Origin of the sequence: Herpetosiphon sp. (assembly GCF_003512625.1) — a bacterium.
Lineage (GTDB): Bacteria > Chloroflexota > Chloroflexia > Chloroflexales > Herpetosiphonaceae > Herpetosiphon > Herpetosiphon aurantiacus.
The window spans coordinates 1-19,529 of record NZ_DOPT01000038.1; the positions used below are offsets into that span (position 1 = coordinate 1).

Sequence of the window (19,529 nt, forward strand, 5' to 3'; positions counted from 1 at the left end):
GGTGCGATTCAGCTGGAACCCATACGCCTCGCCGGAACGATTGCCAAGTTTGATCTCTCGTTGGGCTTGGTGGAGACACCCCAAGGCTTGGTGGGGGGCTTTGAGTATAGTACGGCATTATTTGCGCCAGCGACGATGGAACGCTGGGCAAGCCATTGGCAGACCTTCCTCACGGCCCTTGCGGCGCAACCAACGTTGGCAATAGGGTATCTCCCATTGTTGACACCCATTGAGCGCACCGCAATTGTGCGCCGCCAAGCTCCAACACTGGCGGTGACTGGCCCTACAACTTTGGCTGAAGCCCTCACGCAACAAGCAGCTGCGACTCCGCAGGGGCTGGCGTTGTATGAAGACGGTATCGCCTGGTCATATGCCGAACTGGCCGCTGCCACAAATCGGTTAGCGTGGCACTTGCAGGATATGGGGATTGGCCCCGATATGGTGGTAGGGGTGTATCTTGACCGTTCGCCGCGCTTGATTGTAGCCCTTTTAGCAATCATCAAGGCTGGAGCCGCTTACTTACCCCTTGATCCGAATCATCCGCTGGAGCGCTTGATCTGGATGTTAGCGGATAGCCAAGCCAAACTGGTACTGACCGAACAGCTGCATGCAATTCAGCTTGCCGATCAGCCATGTCCAGTGCTCGATATTGAAACAGCGTGGTCTATAATCGAGGCCACACAGCCTGACAGTGCTCCTCCATTGCAGATTGTGGCTGAAAATTTGGCATATGTGATTTATACCTCGGGTTCGACGGGTGTTCCCAAAGGCGTGGCAATTCCTCATCAGACCGTATTGGCCTTGCTGGCCTCGATGCGCCACCAATTGCAACTTGGGCTTGGTGATAGAATTCTAGCCTTGAGCACGATGGCCTTTGATATTTCGGTGGTGGATGTCTTTTTGCCGCTGACAAGTGGGGCTACTATTGCCTTAATCTCTAGTGAGGTGGCTCGTGATCCTGTCTTGTTACGTAGAGTGTTAGAGGGTCAGGCGATTAACGTGTTACAGGCAACTCCTGCGACATGGCGTTTGCTGATTTCTGCGGGCTGGCAGGGCAACCCGACGCTGACGGCGATCGCTGGTGGTGAGGCGCTGAGTGTCGATTTAGCAGCAGCGATTCGTGCCCGTAGTAAGCAGTTGTGGAATATGTATGGGCCAACCGAAACGACGGTGTATGCAACCCGGGCCTTGATCGAGAATGATGATATTAGCCTTGGTTGGGGCTTAGATAATGTGCGGTTATATGTGCTCGATCAGGCTGGGCAAGTTGTGCCGTTGGGGGTTGCAGGCGAGTTATATATTGGGGGATCGGGGATTGCTCGTGGCTATCTTGAGCGACCGAGCCTGACAGCGGAGCGCTTTGTGCCTGACCCATTAAGTGGCGAAGCGGGCGCACGCCTCTATCGAACGGGAGATTTGGTGCGGCAACGGGCCGATGGACGGTTTGACTATGACGGTCGGATTGACCACCAAGTCAAGGTGCGTGGATTCCGGATTGAGCTAGGGGAAATCGAGCAGCGATTGATGGCATTGGCTGAAGTAAACGACGCGGTGGTGGTGGTGCGCGAGGATCAGCCAGGTGATCAACGCTTGGTAGCCTACGTGGTTGCTGCCCCGAACGCGCTGACCCTCAGTACGGTGCGCCAACGTTTGGCACAGCACCTGCCAGAATATATGCTGCCGAATCTGCTCATGGTGCTCGATGCCTTCCCGCTTTCGCCCAATGGCAAGGTTGATCGGCGGCGCTTACCTGTGCCGAGTTATCAGCACGAAGCGACACTCGCAGGACTGCCGCGCAATGCCTTGGAATTGCAGTTGGTCAATCTGTGGGAAAACGTTTTAGCGCTCCAACCGATTAGCATTAACCAAAACTTTTTTGAATTAGGTGGCCATTCGATGCTGGCTGTGCGTTTGATGGCAGAAATTCGGCGCGAACTTGGCTATCAAAGCCCACTCGCTGCCTTGTTTCAATATCCGACAGTTGCCGATTTAGCGCACTTTTTAGCTGAACATAATGGTGATTTGGCCTATTCGCCGCTGGTAACGCTCAAAGCTAGTGGCACGAAAGCCCCAATCTTCTTGGTGCATCCAATTGGTGGTAATGTCGGTTGTTATTTCAATTTGGTGCGCGAACTCGATGCTGAGCATCCCTGTTATGGCTTGCAAGCGGCGGGCTTAGATGCTCAAACCATTCCGGTCGCCGATATTCCAACCATTGCTAGCAACTATATTGCTGCAATTCAGGCGGTTCAGCCGCAGGGACCATATATTCTGGGTGGTTGGTCGTTTGGTGGCTTAGTTGCTTACGAAATGGCCCAGCAACTACAAGCGCAGCACCAAGACATTGCCCAAGTATTGCTGCTTGATAGTTATTTGATTGAGGCTGAGTATGTGCAGGCCGAGCCACATCCAAGCCAAATGCTAACTCAGTTTATCCGCGATATTATGGGGCTTGCTTTGGCAACCTTTGAACAAAACCTTGAGTCATCGGTTGAACAATCAATCGACGTGCAATTACAACAACTCCAACAACAACTTGCTGACCGTGGCCTCAGACTTGAGTTTGAGCAATTACAGGCGATGTTTAATGTCTTCAAAACCAATACCCAAGCGATGTATCGCTATCAGGTTCAGCCTTCAAATGCTAAGGTGATGTTGTTCCAATCGACCAATAGTCAATCAATTGAACAACGCTTTGGCGATTCAACTTCCGGTTGGAGCCGCTATACAGATGATCAATTGACCGTTTATAAATTGACTGGCGATCATTTTAGTATGATCCATGCTCCCTATGTTCATGAGCTGGCAGCCTATATCAATCAAGCATTGCACCAGCTCGATTAGCGATTAAATAATAATCCCCACATAGTTCATGGTTAATCAACTATGTGGGGATTGATTGTTTAACGGAACAAAATAATTGAGCGCAAGCCGCTCAGCGTTTGTTCAACGGCACTCACCAATGAGCCATCGTTGGCAATATCATGAGCTAAGGCACTAATATGCGCTTCGAGCACTTGTTCATCATCATTCCAGATATAAGGGCGTTCAGGCGAGGGCGGATGCTTGACGATTGAACGAACGGCGTGATAGATCTTTGCGGTAAGCGGCGAGAGCAATTCAGCAGCGTTGTAATGGCCTGCTAATTTGTGGGTACGCAAATCCACCGCTTGCACCCCAAACATCAGCGTAATCGCAATATATTGCTGAAGCGTTTGGATTGTTTGGCGGGCTAAGTTGGCCGAACCAAAGCCTTGGCTATTGATATTCTGGTTAAATTGCTCAGCATGAGTTGGAAAACGATCGGCCAACGAATTGCCCAAAAAGGTCAAGATTGGCATGATCGAGTTGGCGGTGAGCTGTAGCCCTTTCAACCCCATATTAACCTTACGCTGGATATTGCCAACCAACGAAGCTGGCAAACCATTATTGAACTGCGGTGAAACTAACAGCGCAATCTGCACATCCAGATGTTTGGCCATCAGCCCCATATAATAGCGCAGCTGATCCATCCCCACGCCAATATACTGACCCAAGAAATTGCCACCATGATAACTCGCGGCGCTAGCAGTGTCGATCAAAGGATTATCGTTGGCTGAGTTAATTTCGACCCGCAGATGATGCGAAATAAAGGCCATTCCATCGATGATTGGCCCCAAAAATTGCGGTAAACAGCGTAACGAATAGCGATCTTGAATCAAATCACCATCGCGATAATCGTGGCTACCATCAAGTTCATTGCGCGAAAGCTGCGAGCCTTGTAGCAATTCGAGCATATGGTCAGCGGCCCAAACTTGGCCAGTATGCGGTTTGTGGCGATGAATAAACGGGTGAAACGATTGATTCGTGCCTTGTAAGCCTTGAATCATTAAGGCGTGGGCTTCCAAGGCTAAGGCCAAGAGAATTCGCGCATCGTGAACGCAATTGGCGGCGATTCCGGTCATCACCGAAGTACCATTCATCATCGCCAAGCCTTCTTTGGGTTGCAAACGGAGGCGTGGCAGCCCTAAACGTTCAAGTGCACTGATACAATCAAGGGTCTCGCCGTTAAAATCAACCATAAAAGCTTGATCTGTGCCCAACAAAGCTCCAGTGATGCTAATTAATGGCACAAGATCACCGCTTGCCCCAATTGAGCCAAACTCACGCACATGTGGTGTAACATTGGCATTCAGAAACGTCACCATGCGTTGAATGATTTCCAGTCGAATACCCGATGCACCTCGCATATGCGAATTAGCTCGCAACAGCATCGCAGCGCGAACATCGGTAAATGGCAAGAGCTTGCCGGCCCCCGTTTTATGATACCAAATGGCATTATTTTGCAACTCGGCAGCTTCTTCAGGCGAGATAATTACGTTGGCCATGCCCCCAAAGCCAGTTGTTACCCCATAAACCGGCTGATGCTCCTTCACTGCCTGATTGATATAAGCACACGACGCTTCGATCTGGGCTAAAATCGCTGGATCGGTGGTTAGTTCAACCCGATCTTGATGCCGCGCAACCCGTACAACGTCATCAATGCCCAAGCCTTCGCCAGTTAAAATAAGGGTGGTGCTCACAAGTTTCTCCAGTGCATAAGATCAATGGATCGCGATGGTGATGTTAAGCCGAACCAATGCATAAACCCTACGCCGCATTCTTGGTTATGAATTACGTAATAGGCGCTTGAGGACTTTCCCTGTGGCATTTTTGGGAATCGACTCGACAAATTCGATGCTGCTGGGAATTTTAAAGCTCGCAATCTGTTTACGACAGAGCGCAAAAATCTCGCGTTCGCTTAACTGATGGCCAGATTTAATCACAACTTTGGCCATCACTCGCTCGCCAGTTACTTCATCGGCAATGCCATAGACGGCAACCTCGGCCACTGCCGGAAGCTGGTAGATCACTTGCTCAACTTCAGCCGGATACACCTTAATCCCCGCAACGTTGATCATATCCTTGAGCCGATCAACGATGTAGAAATAGCCTTCAGCATCGTACTTGCCAAGATCGCCAGTATGAAACCAACCATTGCGGATGGCCTGTTCGGTTGCGGTTGGGTTGTTCCAGTAGCCCAACATCACGTTTGGCCCGCGCACGATAATTTCCCCAACCTGCTCAGCTGCTAAATTTGCGCCAGTATCAACATCAACAATCCGCATTTCAACCGTATCAATTGGCATGCCGATTGAGCCAAATTTATAGCGAAAGCGATGGTTGTACGCCGCAAATGGTGAGGTTTCAGTCAGACCATAGCCTTCATGGATAAAACTCTTGAAGGTTGCATGCCAACGCCGAGCTATTTCAACCGGCATAATTGCTGCGCCTGAGAAGAAATAGCGAATTGAGCTGAGGGCAGCAGGCTCGGCTTTATTCAACAGTAAAACGTAAATCGTTGGTACACCAAAAAACATCGTCACCTGGTCGCGAGCAATTGATTGGATAATCTGCTCGTAATTAAAGCTGCGATGCAAAACCAAGGTCGCACAAGCGTTAATCGCACTATTAAGAATCGCATTTTGGCCAAAGCAGTGAAACAGCGGCACACACAGCAGCAGCCGATCCTCAGGCCGCATATCACAATAGAGATTTTTGGCATGCATATTTGAAATAACATTGCTATGCGATAAGGTCACGCCCTTGGGAAAGCCTGTGGTTCCCGAAGAATAGACAATTGCTGCTGGATCGTCACGCTCCATGGTTTGGGCCTGATATTCTGGGTTTGCATGCTCGATCAGATAGGCTAATGAGTTTGGTGTAGCTTCAGGACTCGCCACTAGTAGCTGGCGTAAATGGCTCAGTTGATCAGTCTGAACTTGGCCTGCTAGTTCAGGCGTTACCACAATTGCGGTTGCTTGGCTATCGTTCAAGATGAAGCTGACTTCAGCGCTTTGCAATTGGGTATTCAACGAAACCGCAATCGCCCCCAACTTGATGATGCCCAAATAGGCAAAGATAAACTGCGGAATATTGGGTAGCAATAGCGCCACTCGCTCGCCTTTGGTGATGCCCAGTTGGGCCAAACCATTGGCAACACGATTAGCAATCTGATTCAGTTCAGCATAGCTATACGTCGTTTGTTCAAAAATCAAGGCAGGTTTATCGGGGAAGCACAGGCATGCTCGTTCGAGATGCTGAGCAATGTTCATAAAGCCTCCAGGCAGTTAAAGCCGCACGAGAATTTGGTTGAGTTCGTGGCTTAAGGTTTTGAAAAACGCCGCTTGGGCTGTTTGTAAAAAGAAATGGCCGCCTGGAAACATGTGCATCTGAAACTCCGCTGTGGTGTGTTCCCGCCATGCGGCAATATCGTGGCGTTTGACCATTGGGTCTTGAAACCCACCAAAGGCCGAAATTGCCACATTCAGCGGTTGGGCTGGTTGAAATTGGTAGGTATCACAGATGGTGAAATCGGCGCGTAAAATTGGCAGCATGAGTTGCATTAATTCGTGTTGCTCAAGTACTTCCTTGGGTGTGCCATCAATTGTCCGCACTTTTTGCAGCAAATCAGGGTCGGAAAGTTGATGCGTTGTGGTATCGGCGGCAGCAAGGTGCGGAGCACGATGCCCAGAAACAAAGAGCTGTTGAGGCTGGCTTTGATAATGGGTCGCTAGCCAACGGGTTAGCTCAAAACTGAGCAACGCACCCATGCTATGGCCAAAAAATAGATACGGTTGAGCTAAATACGGCTGCATGGCCTCGGCGAGGGCCGCGATCAGTGGCTGACTTGCCACAAACAATGGCTCGCTGAAACGCATTCCTCGGCCTGGCAGTTCAACTGGCACGAGTTCAATGCTTGCGGGAAGATAGTTGGCCCATGATCGATAGGTCGCAGCAGTGCCACCTGCAAAAGGCAAACAAAAGAGACGAATTGCTGGCTGAGTTTGACGTTTTACCGAGATAAACCATGGGCTTGACATGGGTAATTATGCTCCTTGTTGATTGATCACGTTAGTGTGCACGTTGGGGTTGTTTTTCCGCCGCAAGCTTGGTTAACAGCGCAACCGCAGACTCAAGCTCGGGCAAAGCTCGAATTTCGGCCTGCAATTGTTGGGCGTTTTGGCGATAACTTGGATTATGTAGTAACTCGTGTACCGCTGTGCGAACCGCTGTTGGCGATAACTCAGGAATTGAATCGTCAAAAAACTGGTCGAATTGCTTAGGCCGTTTGATAATCCTGCCGATGCCAAGCTCTAGGCCGCGCAACGCACAGACTGGCTCATCAGCAGAGATCGGCAACATCAGCAAGGGCAGGCCACACTTAAATGCCGACATCATGGTGTGAAACGAGGTATGAGTGATAAACAGATCACAATATGGAAAAAGTAAATCTTGGGGAATAAATTGCTCTATGTGAATATGGGCTGGTTGTGGGCCAAACTGCGCTGGATCTTGGTTGCGACCAATGGTCAAAATAAGATTAATCGGCTCATCACGCAGGGCCGCTAAAATCGTTGGAAAGATATCGGCGGTACGATTAAAGACCGTGCCCATCGAGGCATACACCGTTGGCCGATCGCCTAACTGTGTGACCCAAGTCGGCAGTTGGTTGGCTGACTGTTTGATCATGGTTTGAGGCTGAATCGCATGCATTGTTGGAATGATTTGCTCTTGGCAGCGCAACGGACCACTGGCTAGATAGGCATAATGGTATAGCCGATCTAAGGCTGGGTAGGGTGCTAAGCCGTGGCTGCTGCGCAAAAATGCCAATTGATCGCCAATTAATGGCTCAAGCGTGGCAATTGGTAAAAAGAAACTAATGCTTAGCGTCGCATGGGGTATGCCCAAACACTCAGCTGCAATGTAACCGCCGAACTCAAAATCGTTGCGCACAATCAAATCAGGCTGCCACTCGTGACAAATTGCTAGCAAATCGGGAACCATGTATTGAGCCGCCAGATCGGCGAAGAGATCGCTAATAAACCAAGCGCTCAACTCTTCCAGCGACATTGTGCTTGTTTCGGGAAAATAGTGTTCAAGCTGCGATTGCAGCCAATCGAGGCCTGCCGCAAAGCAGCGAAACCCATGGGCTTCGATGGTTGGGCCAAATGCCGCAGCTGAAGCAAAAGCGAGGCTATGCCCAGCCTGTTGCAAGGCATGCGCCAACGGCAACATTGGGTTGAGATGACCAACCCCAGGATTGGTGGTGAATAGAACTCGCACAACGATCCTTTCGGGTTAGATTTGGGACATCCTCAGGCTTTGAGGGTTTGCATGATTGTGGCTAAACGCTCAATTCCCGCATTAATCTGGTCAATATCGGCATTCGAAAAATTCAGGCGAATTCCATTGGTACTCATCGATTTGCCCGCCACACCAAACACACTGCCTGGGATAAACGCCACCTTCGCTTGGTTGATCGCTCGGTCTAGGAGTTTAAAGGGATCAACTGTTGTAGGCAGTTCAACCCAAATAAACATGCCATGGCTAGGCTGATACCAACGGGTTTGGGACGGAAAATGCTGCTCCAACGCGCTAAACATTGTATCGCGGCGAGTTGTATATATTTGACATAATTGGTCGATATGCGTAGTTAATTGATGGGTTTGGGTATAGGCTGCGACTAAACGTTGGCTCAGCGTGGCTGTACCAATATCGCTCGCCTCTTTGACGATCGACAAGCGTTCGATTAACCACTCGGGTACGACTAACCAACCAACCCGCAACGATGGGGCTAGAATTTTCGAAAATGAGCCAATATATAAAACCCAGTCGTCACTTAAGGCTCGCATTGGGGCAATCGTATCAGCCTGATAGCTTAAAAAGCCATAAGCATCATCTTCAATAATGGGAATTTGATACTGTTGGGCTAGTTCAACGAGCTGCTGGCGTTGGGCGAGGCTCATGCTCACGCCAAGCGGGTTGTGTCCATCGCTGATCGCATAGATTAAGCTTGGGCGTTGGCCTGCAGCTAAATGAGCTTCGACTGCTGCTACATCCATACCAGTTTCAGGGTTGGTTGGCACGGTTAGCAACTTAGCTTGAAATGGATCAAGCACTTGCTGAAAGCCCGTATAAATACAATCTTCCAACAAAACGCTGCCGCCATCGGCCAAAAGCAAGCGTACCAACAGGTTCATGCCCTGTTGCGCACCATTGGTCAGAAAGATTTGCTCGGGCCGACAGCGTACCCCTCGTTGCGCCATCAATGAAACAATTGCCGTTTTGAGGGTGGTACTTGGCGGGCCATATTGCAACGCCAAAGGTTCGGCTTCGAGTAACGTGCTGGCCAATTGGCTAAATTGGTGGCGAGGAAACAGCTCTGGGGCGGGTAGCCCCAGAGCAAACGAAATAACCTCAGGATTGGCAGTTGCCGAAAGCATATCTTGCAGCGCCGAGGGTGTGATGGTCTTAGCCCAAGCAGCGAGTTCAAATTGGCTAGGAGTTGTTGCAATCGCAGCCATTAGAGATTTCCCCGCAAAGCTTGCTCGCGTTCGACGGCGGCAAAGAGTGCTTTGATGTTGCCACTGCCGAAGCCAATGGCATTTTTGCGCTGAATAATTTCAAAGAACATCGTTGGTCGGCTTTGCAGCGGCTTGGTGAAAATTTGCAGCAAATAGCCCGAGCTATCGCGATCTACCAAAATATGCAAATCGCGCAGCATCGCAATATCTTCATCAATTAAGCCAACCCGCTCTTGGAGATTTTCATAGTAGGTTGCGGGCGTGCGCACAAACTCGATTCCGTTGGCCCGCAGCGTCTGGATCGAGTGAATAATATCATCAGTGAGGATGGCCAAGTGCTGGGCTCCGGCTCCATGATGAAAGGTCAAGAATTCTTCAACTTGCGAACGCCGTTTGCCTTGAATCGGCTCTTGCATAGGGAATTTAATCGTGCCAGCGTGGTTCTGGACGACCCGCGAGTTCATGCCACTATATTCGGTAACAATATTTTCTTCGTGCGATTGATGGAAACCAAGCACATTGATGTAGAAATCGACCCATTCGGCCAAGCGACCTGGCTCTAGGCTAATCGCAACGTGATCGACGACTGAGAAGCCGCCATCAATTACGTGAGCCGGATTTTCGATTGGCTGAAATTGGGGGAAAGCATTATCAGCAAGATCGACTCGCTGGATCAATGAGTGGGTTGTATCACCATAGGTGCCAATGGTGGCCTTGATGATGCTTCCTTGGGGGCTTTCGATTGTCACTGGTTCTAAGATTGGGCGGGCACCACGTTTAACGGCGGCCTCGAAGGCGCTATGCACATTGGCAACCGTAAAGGCAATATCCTTAATACTATCGCCATGCAATTTTACGTGGTCGGCGATTGGGCTTTCAGGGTCGAGTGCTTCGGTGATGATCAGGCGAATCGCACCTTGTTGCAGCAAAATCGAGGCGCGATCGCGTACGCCTGTTTCGAGTCCAGCGTAGGCAATTGGTTTGAAGCCAAAGGCGGTGCGTAAAAAGTGGGCAGTCTGACGAGCATTTCCAACATAGAATTCAACGTAATCGAAATCGTCGAGTTGCGGCGTGGTGTCTAGTGATGTTGGGCTAGTCATAAGGTCATCTCCCTAGAAACGATGAAATGAGTGCCATAATTGGAAATGTGCCGATCGATCATCCGAACTATGCCAGCGCTTAGGATAGCGATAATCTGCCAAACCACCAACCTGATTGATTGAAGGGTTTCAGCAATACTTTGCTGAAACCCTTATCGAACGTTCATTTGGTGATCAATGCGCGTAGATTAAGCGTTATTCATAGCGAAAGCGCCAAATACCAATAATGAAAAACCCGACGGTAAAAGCCATCAGCACGCCAATTTCGAAGAGCACCGCTTCAAGGCCTAAACCGCGAGTGATGATATCGTTGAAGCCATCCATAGCCCATGCGCTTGGTAAAGCATGGCCAAGTTGTTGCATCCATTCAGGCACGATTTCGATTGGCCACCATGCTCCCCCTAGGGCGGCTAGCGCCATAACCACGATCGTGCTGACTGAGTTGAGTTGGGCATCAGTTTGCACAAGGGCTGCCAACATGATGCTCAGGCTGGTTGCATTCAGGGCAAATACTGGAATGAACACCAGCATAGCGATTGGTGAATTGCCCCAATCAACATTGAAAAGAAACGCGCCTGCTAACACCAAAATGCCAATTTGGATCAAACAGCCAATGTAGATGCCAAGCAATTTGCCAAAGAGAATGGTGCTTTTGCGCATTGGCATAACCATCAGGCGTTGCAAGGTTCCAATTGTGCGTTCTTGAATCAGTGATGAGCCACCGCCAATTGTGAAGAAGAAGGCAAACATAACCAACAACCCTGGTGAGGTTTGATTGAGGCCCCGTGGTACACCATCATCCGATTGTTGAAAGCTTGCTTGCTCGGCTTCAACCACCACCGGCGGATTGGTTTCCCAAGCGGTCAATGCTCGCTCAACCGCATCATCACGATAGGTTTGTTGGGCGGTTGTTGGATTATCGCTTGTTGCAAAAAGCCCCAATTCATCAGCAACATCGGCTGAAACATCGGCAGCATTTAGCGAATGGCTCAATTGACCGAGCGCAGTATCAACTGATTGTTCAAGATACTGTGATTCAACGCTGGCGACAAAACTAGCATAATCGAGGGTAACTGCTTGATCGCTGGCAAATTTCGTGCTGAAATCAGCTGGGATGATCAATGCGCCGATTACCCCAGTATCGGCGCTGGCAACTGCGGCGTTGGCGGCAGCGCGATCAACGAGCTGAACCTCTAAGCGTGGTGTGCTTTGCAAATACTCGACCAACTGGGTTGCAAGACTGCCTGTATCTTCGTTGGCAATAACCATGCGCCACTTGGTGTTAGGGTCGGGCAACTCATCAGCACCGCCGCCAATTGCTTGACCAATGATAAATGTCAGCAGCAGCGGAATAACGATCATCTGAAAGAGAAAACTGCGATTTCGCGTGATCGTTTGGAGATAGGCTAGGGCAATGGTTAGGGCTTTGGTAATCATTGTTCTACCTCGCAAAACGGCGGGGTAACCGCCAAGCCGCTAGGGTAAAGCATACCAGGGCGATCCCAAGCAATACACCAGCTTCTAAAAACACATCTTGAATGCCAAGTCCCCGTACCGTCAGATCGCTAAATCCATCGAGTCCCCAACGATTCACCGTTAGTTTACTGAGAATTTGCAACCACTGCGGAAAATTTTCGATCATAAAGAAGTTGCCGCCCAAAAAGCCAAACAACAACGTGATCATCGAACCCAGCAGATTTGCTTGGGGCAAATCGCGTGAGAAGGCCGTGATAACACTGCCGAGGCCTGTTGCTGCTGCCACAAATGCCACCAACATCAGGGCCAATCCGGCGATTGAATCACCCCAATCGAGGCCGAAGATCAACGATGAGGAAACCACCAAACAGACAAATTGAGCGCTGCCGGTTAAGAAAGTTCCCAGTAATTTACCGATCAAAATTTGGCCGATTCCGGTTGGCGTGCTTTTGAGGCGACTCATCGTCCCATTGATTTGCTCGACCAAGAGCGAGCGTGTGCCATCAAACATGGTGAACATCAGGAAGAAAATCGCCATGCTTGGGGCAAAAAAGGCAATTGGGTCGAGATTAGCCGAGGTGCTTGAGATAACCCGGGCTTGGACTTGAGCGCTTGGTTGAGCTGCTGTCAAGCTTGGCAGGCTTTGGTTTAGGGCTGGCTCCAAGTTGGCCAAGGCGGGGTTATTGCCACCAAGTTGCTCGACAATTTGGGCAACCGTAATTTCGCTAGCGATGGCGGTGTTGCTGAAAACATTGGCAATTTCAGTTACCACGCTGCGGACAATCGTGGGTGTGATGCGGGCCGCTGGGTCGGTGTAGACCATAATTTTGGCAGGCTGTTGGCCGGCATCGTTAGTTTGGGTTGTTTCGAGACTGGCACTGAAATCACTAGGAATCAGTACCACCGCCCGAACTTCGCCAGTTTCCACCAGATCTTTGGCCGCTTCCGCATCGGTCATAATGGTTGGTTCGAGCAAATCGGCCAACTCACCAGCATTCAATGCTTCGATAAAGCGTTGACCTAACACCCCTTGATCTTGGTTGACCACAATCAACGGAATATCGCTGATGGTTGGGGTGGCACTTTGATTGCCAAAGGCTGCGCCCATAATTCCCGAGATGACCAACGGTGCAAGAATCATCAAGAGCAATGCGTTAATATCGCGAAATCGAATGAGTGTATCTTTCCAGGCAATAGTTAGTGCTTTCAAGAATCTATCCTTATTGAACGCCACTGCACAAGGCTATCCGCGCAAGTTGGCTAATCGCGAAGTGCCCGACCGGTAAGATGCAAGAACACCGATTCGAGGTTTGGAGCCTTGATAGTGAGGCTTTTGATCGGCGTTCCGGTTTCGGTCATTTGGCTAATCAGCTGTGGAAGGATGGCATTCGTGTTGCGGGTTTGCACAGTAATCAAGTTTTCTTCGGGTGAGGAAGTCACTTGATCAACATCATTAATCACCTTTAATGCGCTCAGGGTTGCGTCAAGATTTGCAGCAGTTGGGTCAATTTCAAATTGAACGAGATCGTGCTGCCCAACCAATTGGGTTAATTGTTCTTGGCTGCCAACCGCGATCAATTCGCCATGATCGATGATCCCGATTTTATGGCTTAGCTCCTGGGCTTCTTCCATATAGTGGGTTGTGTAGAGCACGCTAATTCCATGGGTATTGAGTTGTTTGATCGAATCGAGGATGCGGCGGCGACTTTGCGGGTCGATCCCAACTGTTGGTTCATCAAAATAGACCACTTTCGGATCATGCAACAAGCCAACGGCAATGTTGATCCGGCGTTTCATGCCTCCAGAGAAGGTCTCGACCTTATCATTGGCACGATCAGCGAGATCAGCGATGGTTAAAACTTTGCTAATCCGATCCTGTAGGTGTTTGCCGCTGAGGCCATACATTTTGCCCCAAAACAGCAGGTTTTCTTGCGCGGTCATGGTGGGATAAAGGGCAATATCTTGGGGAACGACACCGATAACTTGTTTAACTTGTTTCGGCTCTTTGGTAACCGAATGTCCATCGATGAGGATGGTGCCGCTCGTTGGTTGAAGCAAGCAGCTTAGCATTGAAATAGTGGTTGTTTTGCCTGCTCCATTTGGCCCAAGGAGGCTGAAAATTTCGCCTTTTTGGATTTCAAATGAAACATCCTTGACCGCCATAGGCCCATTGGGCGCGTTATACTGTTTGCCTAAGTGTTCTACCTGAACAATCGGTGACATGGATGCTCCTATAGGCTATGTCCTTCGTCTGGTTGCGAACGCAGGATTGCTTATGCCAGCATGGTGTCGTAGGCACATGCTTGCGATATAACACTAAACATAGTGTGGGCTAGATTCTACAGGATTAGGGTTGAGTTTCTGGCAATCCAGGGATCTTGGATTGATTGGTTCCACACACTGGTTCATCGATTATTGGTAGGGTTTTGGTATTGAGCGTATAATAAAGGATAACTTTTAATTTTACAACTGCAACATTGTCTAGTCCATCAAAGCAACGTATCCATCGGCTGATCTGCTTCTAAAACGATAGCAAGCACAGGATCAAGGGTAGGCACAACACCATTCAAAATGCTTTGTGCCTGTGGGCGATGGCTGGTATACTCAGCATATGACCTCAGGTTTGGTTTCAGCATCACCCCAAATACCAAATCACACCAAATACCAACCCGAGGTCGTAGTATGAACCCGCGTTATCCGAACTTGTCTTAAAAAGCGCAGAGCTGGGGCGAGGAACGATAGGTGATGGGTTGAGCTGTGTGAGGTAGCATGCGCTGGATTATGCACAACATGAAGTGGATTATGCTGGTTTCTGGATTATTGACCTGCTCAATGATCATGGCGCTAATTAATCCACAATCGGCTTTGCAATCGAATTTTGGCGAGACCATGAATGGGCCGTTAGTCGAAGTGGTGGTGCGCAATTGGGGCGCATTGATTACGCTGATCGGGATTTTACTGCTGTATGGGGCTTGGAATGTGGCTCAGCGTCCCTTGATTTTGCTGATTGCGGGCAGTAGCAAATTGGTGTTTATCAGTTTGGTCTTGGCCCAAGGTTCGCGTTATCTTGGCCAACAAGCAGGCATCGCTATCGCCATCGATAGTGTGATGGTGATTCTCTTTGGGATCTATTTGGTAGGTATGCGGCGTGGTTTAGCGGGAAGTTAAATGAGAGCTGCCTGAGTAGCGCAGGCAGCTTGTTACATTAATCAACCCGTACAAAACTCGTGACATCAAGCCCGTGCTGGCGGGTAATTTGATCGAATACAAAATAATCGCAGGTCAATTCCTCGCCTGCTTGGATATCGCGTAAGGTGCGGGTGTACGCTCCGGCATCATCGCAATTGGGCGTTGGCGAATGATTGAAATAGCGGGCATTATCGCCGCACAAGACATAATATCCCTCGTCATCAACATAGATATAGGCGGTGAAGGCACTGCGGTAGGGTTCGGGGAACGCCGCAACCTCGTCGGCGGTCATGCGCCAATCGACCGCCGCAGTAAACTCCCAAATAATGGTGTTGGCCGGAATAAAATTGGCTGCAAACACACCGATGCCATGAATGGTGCTTGGGGCAAGGTAGCTAGCAACGAGCAGCATAGATGTTCCTTTATGAGCTGAGCCGAATTGATTTGATCATAGCAGATTTTAGGCATGGCGAACGAGGCCATACACCACACTTTGTAAATCTTTTTCGCTGCCAATCGAGCGCAAATCAAGCCCAATGCTCACGAGCATTTCGGCCACATCAGGCCGCACGCCAATTAAGGTGGTTTTGGCTCCCAACAAGCGAGCAGCGTTGCTAACTTTGAGCAAACTGTGGCCAGCATCGCGATCTAAAGTTGGTACACCAGTAACATCAAGAATTAAATGGCGGGTGCGTTGACTTTTGAGGTTGGTTAGAATTTGTTCTACCAATGTGCCCAAGCGTTCAGCATCCAAATCGCCAATTAATGGCACAACCAAACTATGCTGGGTTATTGGCAAAATTGGTACACTCAGGCTGCGTATGGTGGTTTGTTGCTCGGCTAGTTGTTGAGCCAATACTGCTTGGCTGTCGGCTTGGGCTTGCACTTCTTGTAGGGCTTTTTGCAGGGCGGCGGTGCGCTGTTCAACCTGCTGTTCGAGCGATTGTTGGCTAGCGCGTAAGGCTTGGTTCGAGCGTTCGCTGGCTTGCAGACTATTGGTTAGTTGACGATGAATTTGCCAGAGCAGGCCCATCACCACCAAAATCGAGACCGAGTTGAGTGAAACGCGAATTGGCATCTCGGCCCATGGAAATTGATCGATCCGCAGCCGATTGGCGATGCTGATAATACTAACAACCCATGCAAGTCCACAAATGCCGAGCAGTCGTCGGCTATCGACAAACGGCAGCACCAGCACAATCGAAATAATTGTAACCGTAGCGATCGAGAGCAAGGTGAAAAAGCGAAATGATCCAACAATCACCAAACATAGTGCGGCCATGTTCATCAAAACTACCGCCGATTGATTATGCTGGCGCAGGATGAGCCAATAAGCCGTGCCTAACAACCCACTGGTAACTGCAAAGCTGCCGACGGCGATCCAATCGCCCAACACCATATACAAAAACATCGAAATCAATGAACCGCCGAGTAGCCAGTAAACCGTGGTTTTCAGGCGTTTGGTGACCAGCGCTTGCTCTGTGGGTTGCGACATTGCGCACCTACCTTTGCCGTTGGAAGGGGAGAATCGGCTTAAGCATACCTAGTTTTATACTTGAGTGCAAGCTCGTTTATCGGCGAATGGTTGTTCACTACAGCATACCCTTGAGGGGGATTCAGGGTGAATGCGGCATGTTCACCTACACTTTGCACGCTATGCTCAACGACGGCTTAGTGCAATGGGGCATTGATAGTTAAGCCCTTTAAGCTTATTGACGCTAGCAACTTACGGCTTTTATAATACAACCTATGCCGATTGAAATTCTAGCGACCAAACTAGCGATTCCTAGCTTGCGCATGCAGGGTGTACCACGCTTACGGCTCAGCGCTAAACTTGAGCGTGGCTTGAACCAACGCCTTAGTTTGGTGGTAGCACCCGCTGGTTTTGGCAAAACCACCTTGCTGAGTACATGGTTTGAGCAAACCACCCATGCCAAAGCCTGGTTAACCCTCGATCCACGAGATAATGATCCCTTGCGTTTTTTGGGTTATCTGGTGGCTGCGCTGCAAACCGTCGAGCCAGCGATTGGCCAAAGTGTCCAGCAAGCGCTCCAAGCAGCCCAACCAGCCGCCAGCGAAAACCTGTTAATTAGCCTAATTAACGAGCTACACCAGATTCGCCAACCAATCATTTTGGTGCTCGATGATTACCATGTGATCGAGCACCAGGCGGTTGACGATATGCTCAACTTTTTGCTCGAACACCAGCCAACTAAGCTACACCTTGTGCTAGCTACGCGCGAAGATCCCCAATTACCGTTGGCTCGCCTGCGTGCTCGTGGTCAATTGAATGAAATTCGAGTAGCCGATTTGCGCTTTAGTTTGGCTGAAAGTGGCGAGTTTTTGCGCAACGTGATGGGTTTGCAACTGCCAGATCAGGCAATCGCCAAACTCGAAGCTCGTACCGAAGGTTGGATTGCAGGCTTGCAACTGGCAGCACTCTCACTACAAGGCCAGCCCGATCCTAGCAGTTTTATCGAAACCTTCAGCGGCCAACATCAATTTATCTTAGATTATTTGCTCGCAGAGGTTTTGCAACACCAATCAGCCGAAATTCAAACCTTTTTGGTGCAAACCTCAATGCTCGAGCGTATGTGTGGGCCGTTATGCGATGCCGTGTTAAACCAAACCACCAGCCAAGCCCTGCTCGAACAAATCGATCAGGCTAATTTATTTGTTGTGGCGCTCGATCAACAGCGCTATTGGTATCGTTATCATCAGCTATTTGGTGATTTATTGCGCCAACGCTTGACCCAACAAGCCAATCCGCAACAGCTTGCAGGCTTGCATCAACGGGCGAGTGCATGGTATCAACAGCAGGGATTATTGCTCGAAGCGTTTCAGCATGCCACCGCTGCCCACGATTATCAACAGGCCGAGCGATTAATGGAGCAAATGCCGCTGCATTCGAACGGCAATGTCTCGGCGATGCTGAATTGGCTAGCTGGATTGCCCACTAGTGTGCTTGATCAACAACCATCGTTGTGGGTACGATTTGCAGCAATTTTATTGGTGCTCGGCCAAACCAGCGGAGTTGAACTAAAATTGCAAGCTGCCGAGCGCGGATTACAATCCCTACCAGTAAATCTGCGCAACCGTGATTTACTGGGCCAAATCGCCGCTGCCCGGGCAACCCTAGCCCTCACTCAATATCAGATTGAAACGATTATCCAGCAAGCTCAGCGAGCATTCGAATATTTACATCCACAGAATTTGCCATTTCGCGCGACTGCCAATTGGGCTTTGGCCTATGCCTATCAAGTACGCGGCGAGCGCCAAAACACCAATATAGCGCTGACTGCTGCGATCAACTTCAGCCAACAATCAAACGATACCTTCACCCTGATTTTGGCTTCGATTGGTATGGGTCAGCTTCAGGAGAGCAATCTTGAGCTACATCGGGCCGCCGCAACCTATCGTCATGTTTTGCAATTGGCGGGTGAGCAACCACAGCAAATTATCTCCGAAGCACATTTGGGTTTAGCACGAATTCATTATCAATGGAATGATTTGGCCACGACTGAACAGCATGCCCAGCAAAGCCTGCACCTAGCTAGGCAATACGAGCAAGGTATTGATCGTTTTATTGTGGGTGAATTGATGTTGGCCCAACTTAAATTAGCTCGTAACGATCACGTGGGTGCTCAGCGACTGCTCGATCAAACTGAACAATTGGCACGCCAGCAACATTTTAGTGCCCGTTTTGGCGAGATCGGCTATTGGCGAATTCAACTGCTGTTGCGCCAAGCCAAATTCGCTGCCGCCACCCAACTAGCCACCGAGCATCAACTATTAATCTGCCAAGCCCAAATCGCCTTAGCCCAAGCCAAATCAGCCACAGCAATCGCGTTGCTAGAGCCATTGCAGCAACTAGCCCAAAACTGGCCTGATCAACGCTTGCAAATCGAGTTACTGTTGGCCTTGGCCTATGCTGCCCAGCAACAGCCTGAACCTGCTCTGGTAGCACTCAAACAGGCGATAGCGCTGGCTGAACCACATCAATTAATCCGTAGTTTGCTTGATCATGGGTCAGCAATCCAGCAACTTTTACAATTGGCAAGTGATCATGGTTTCAATTCGCCGTTAATCAAGCATGCATTAATTGAATTTGCTAAGCGCCAGCCCTCAGTTCAGCCACAAACCCACACCCTTGAGCGTTTGAGCGAGCGCGAACTCGAAGTCTTGCAGCAAATTGCCACCGGCCTGACTGACCGCGAAATTGGCGAACGCTTGTATCTCTCCATGTATACCGTCAAAGTGCATGCCCGCAACATTTATGCCAAACTCGAAGTTAGCAATCGCACCCAAGCGGTTGCCCGCGCCCGGACGCTAGGCCTGCTTCCCCATAACTAAATTTCAAACTACGCAGAATTGAAAA

The 19,529-nt window shown here is 49.7% G+C and carries 14 protein-coding genes; 3 read left to right on the top strand and 11 right to left on the bottom strand.

Annotated features, from left to right (window positions below; all coding sequences use genetic code 11):
* The coding region (locus DEF47_RS08880; protein WP_287045093.1) for a non-ribosomal peptide synthetase at nt 1-2,844 on the top strand (2,844 nt) is incomplete at its 5' end.
* Between the two features lie 59 nt (nt 2,845-2,903).
* Here the strand turns inward: DEF47_RS08880 and DEF47_RS08885 are convergent.
* The 9 genes from DEF47_RS08885 to DEF47_RS08925 all read right to left on the bottom strand — a co-directional run bounded on the left by DEF47_RS08885 (nt 2,904) and on the right by DEF47_RS08925 (nt 14,176).
* Nucleotides 2,904-4,562, bottom strand: coding sequence for an HAL/PAL/TAL family ammonia-lyase (locus DEF47_RS08885; protein WP_012189431.1), 1,659 nt, complete (start codon nt 4,560-4,562; stop codon nt 2,904-2,906).
* 84 nt (nt 4,563-4,646) lie between these two features.
* Nucleotides 4,647-6,134, bottom strand: a complete 1,488-nt coding sequence (locus DEF47_RS08890; protein ID WP_012189432.1) for a class I adenylate-forming enzyme family protein — start codon at nt 6,132-6,134, stop codon at nt 4,647-4,649.
* A gap of 15 nt (nt 6,135-6,149) precedes the next feature.
* The gene (locus DEF47_RS08895) at nt 6,150-6,902 is read right to left on the bottom strand and encodes a thioesterase II family protein (RefSeq protein WP_012189433.1); all 753 of its coding nucleotides are present in this window, start codon (nt 6,900-6,902) and stop codon (nt 6,150-6,152) included.
* Between the two features lie 31 nt (nt 6,903-6,933).
* Entirely contained in the window at nt 6,934-8,145 is a 1,212-nt protein-coding gene (locus DEF47_RS08900; protein ID WP_012189434.1) for a glycosyltransferase, read from the bottom strand.
* A 32-nt stretch (nt 8,146-8,177) separates the two neighbouring features.
* On the bottom strand, nt 8,178-9,386 hold the full coding sequence (locus DEF47_RS08905; RefSeq protein ID WP_012189435.1) for an aminotransferase-like domain-containing protein: 1,209 nt from the start codon (nt 9,384-9,386) through the stop codon (nt 8,178-8,180).
* Nucleotides 9,386-10,486, bottom strand: a complete 1,101-nt coding sequence (gene hppD / locus DEF47_RS08910; protein ID WP_012189436.1) for a 4-hydroxyphenylpyruvate dioxygenase — start codon at nt 10,484-10,486, stop codon at nt 9,386-9,388. Before hppD ends, DEF47_RS08905 begins: the two co-directional genes overlap by 1 nt.
* 195 nt (nt 10,487-10,681) lie before the next feature.
* Nucleotides 10,682-11,923, bottom strand: a complete 1,242-nt coding sequence (locus DEF47_RS08915; protein WP_012189437.1) for an ABC transporter permease — start codon at nt 11,921-11,923, stop codon at nt 10,682-10,684.
* Nucleotides 11,924-11,927: 4 nt separating this feature from the next.
* Nucleotides 11,928-13,172, bottom strand: a complete 1,245-nt coding sequence (locus DEF47_RS08920; protein ID WP_012189438.1) for an ABC transporter permease — start codon at nt 13,170-13,172, stop codon at nt 11,928-11,930.
* Nucleotides 13,173-13,222: 50 nt separating this feature from the next.
* On the bottom strand, nt 13,223-14,176 hold the full coding sequence (locus DEF47_RS08925) for an ABC transporter ATP-binding protein (protein ID WP_502697250.1): 954 nt from the start codon (nt 14,174-14,176) through the stop codon (nt 13,223-13,225).
* A 555-nt stretch (nt 14,177-14,731) separates the two neighbouring features.
* On the opposite strand from DEF47_RS08925, the gene DEF47_RS08930 reads away from it, so the two are divergent.
* A complete protein-coding gene (locus DEF47_RS08930; RefSeq protein ID WP_012189440.1) occupies nt 14,732-15,130 on the top strand; it encodes a hypothetical protein in 399 nt (132 codons plus the stop codon).
* Between the two features lie 37 nt (nt 15,131-15,167).
* Here the strand turns inward: DEF47_RS08930 and DEF47_RS08935 are convergent, their stop codons facing one another.
* Nucleotides 15,168-15,563: an SET domain-containing protein gene (locus DEF47_RS08935; protein ID WP_012189441.1), complete on the bottom strand. Its 396-nt coding sequence runs from the start codon at nt 15,561-15,563 to the stop codon at nt 15,168-15,170.
* A 48-nt stretch (nt 15,564-15,611) separates the two neighbouring features.
* Nucleotides 15,612-16,646 (bottom strand): STAS domain-containing protein, encoded by a 1,035-nt coding sequence (locus tag DEF47_RS08940; protein WP_012189442.1) that lies wholly within the window; start codon nt 16,644-16,646, stop codon nt 15,612-15,614.
* 254 nt (nt 16,647-16,900) lie between these two features.
* Here DEF47_RS08940 and DEF47_RS08945 point away from each other — a divergent pair, with 254 nt between their 5' ends.
* Entirely contained in the window at nt 16,901-19,504 is a 2,604-nt protein-coding gene (locus DEF47_RS08945) for a winged helix-turn-helix domain-containing protein (RefSeq protein ID WP_012189443.1), read from the top strand.
* Nucleotides 19,505-19,529 lie beyond the last annotated feature (25 nt).

What these genes read in the sequence shown, in the direction of transcription:
- DEF47_RS08890 (WP_012189432.1), bottom strand. Translation starts at nt 6,134, where the DNA reads ATGAACATTGCTCAGCATCTCGAACGAGCATGCCTGTGCTTCCCCGAT.
- DEF47_RS08895 (WP_012189433.1), bottom strand. Translation starts at nt 6,902, where the DNA reads ATGTCAAGCCCATGGTTTATCTCGGTAAAACGTCAAACTCAGCCAGCA.
- DEF47_RS08905 (WP_012189435.1), bottom strand. Translation starts at nt 9,386, where the DNA reads ATGGCTGCGATTGCAACAACTCCTAGCCAATTTGAACTCGCTGCTTGG.
- hppD (WP_012189436.1), bottom strand. Translation starts at nt 10,486, where the DNA reads ATGACTAGCCCAACATCACTAGACACCACGCCGCAACTCGACGATTTC.
- DEF47_RS08915 (WP_012189437.1), bottom strand. Translation starts at nt 11,923, where the DNA reads ATGATTACCAAAGCCCTAACCATTGCCCTAGCCTATCTCCAAACGATC.
- DEF47_RS08930 (WP_012189440.1), top strand. Translation starts at nt 14,732, where the DNA reads ATGCGCTGGATTATGCACAACATGAAGTGGATTATGCTGGTTTCTGGA.
- DEF47_RS08935 (WP_012189441.1), bottom strand. Translation starts at nt 15,563, where the DNA reads ATGCTGCTCGTTGCTAGCTACCTTGCCCCAAGCACCATTCATGGCATC.
- DEF47_RS08940 (WP_012189442.1), bottom strand. Translation starts at nt 16,646, where the DNA reads ATGTCGCAACCCACAGAGCAAGCGCTGGTCACCAAACGCCTGAAAACC.
- DEF47_RS08945 (WP_012189443.1), top strand. Translation starts at nt 16,901, where the DNA reads ATGCCGATTGAAATTCTAGCGACCAAACTAGCGATTCCTAGCTTGCGC.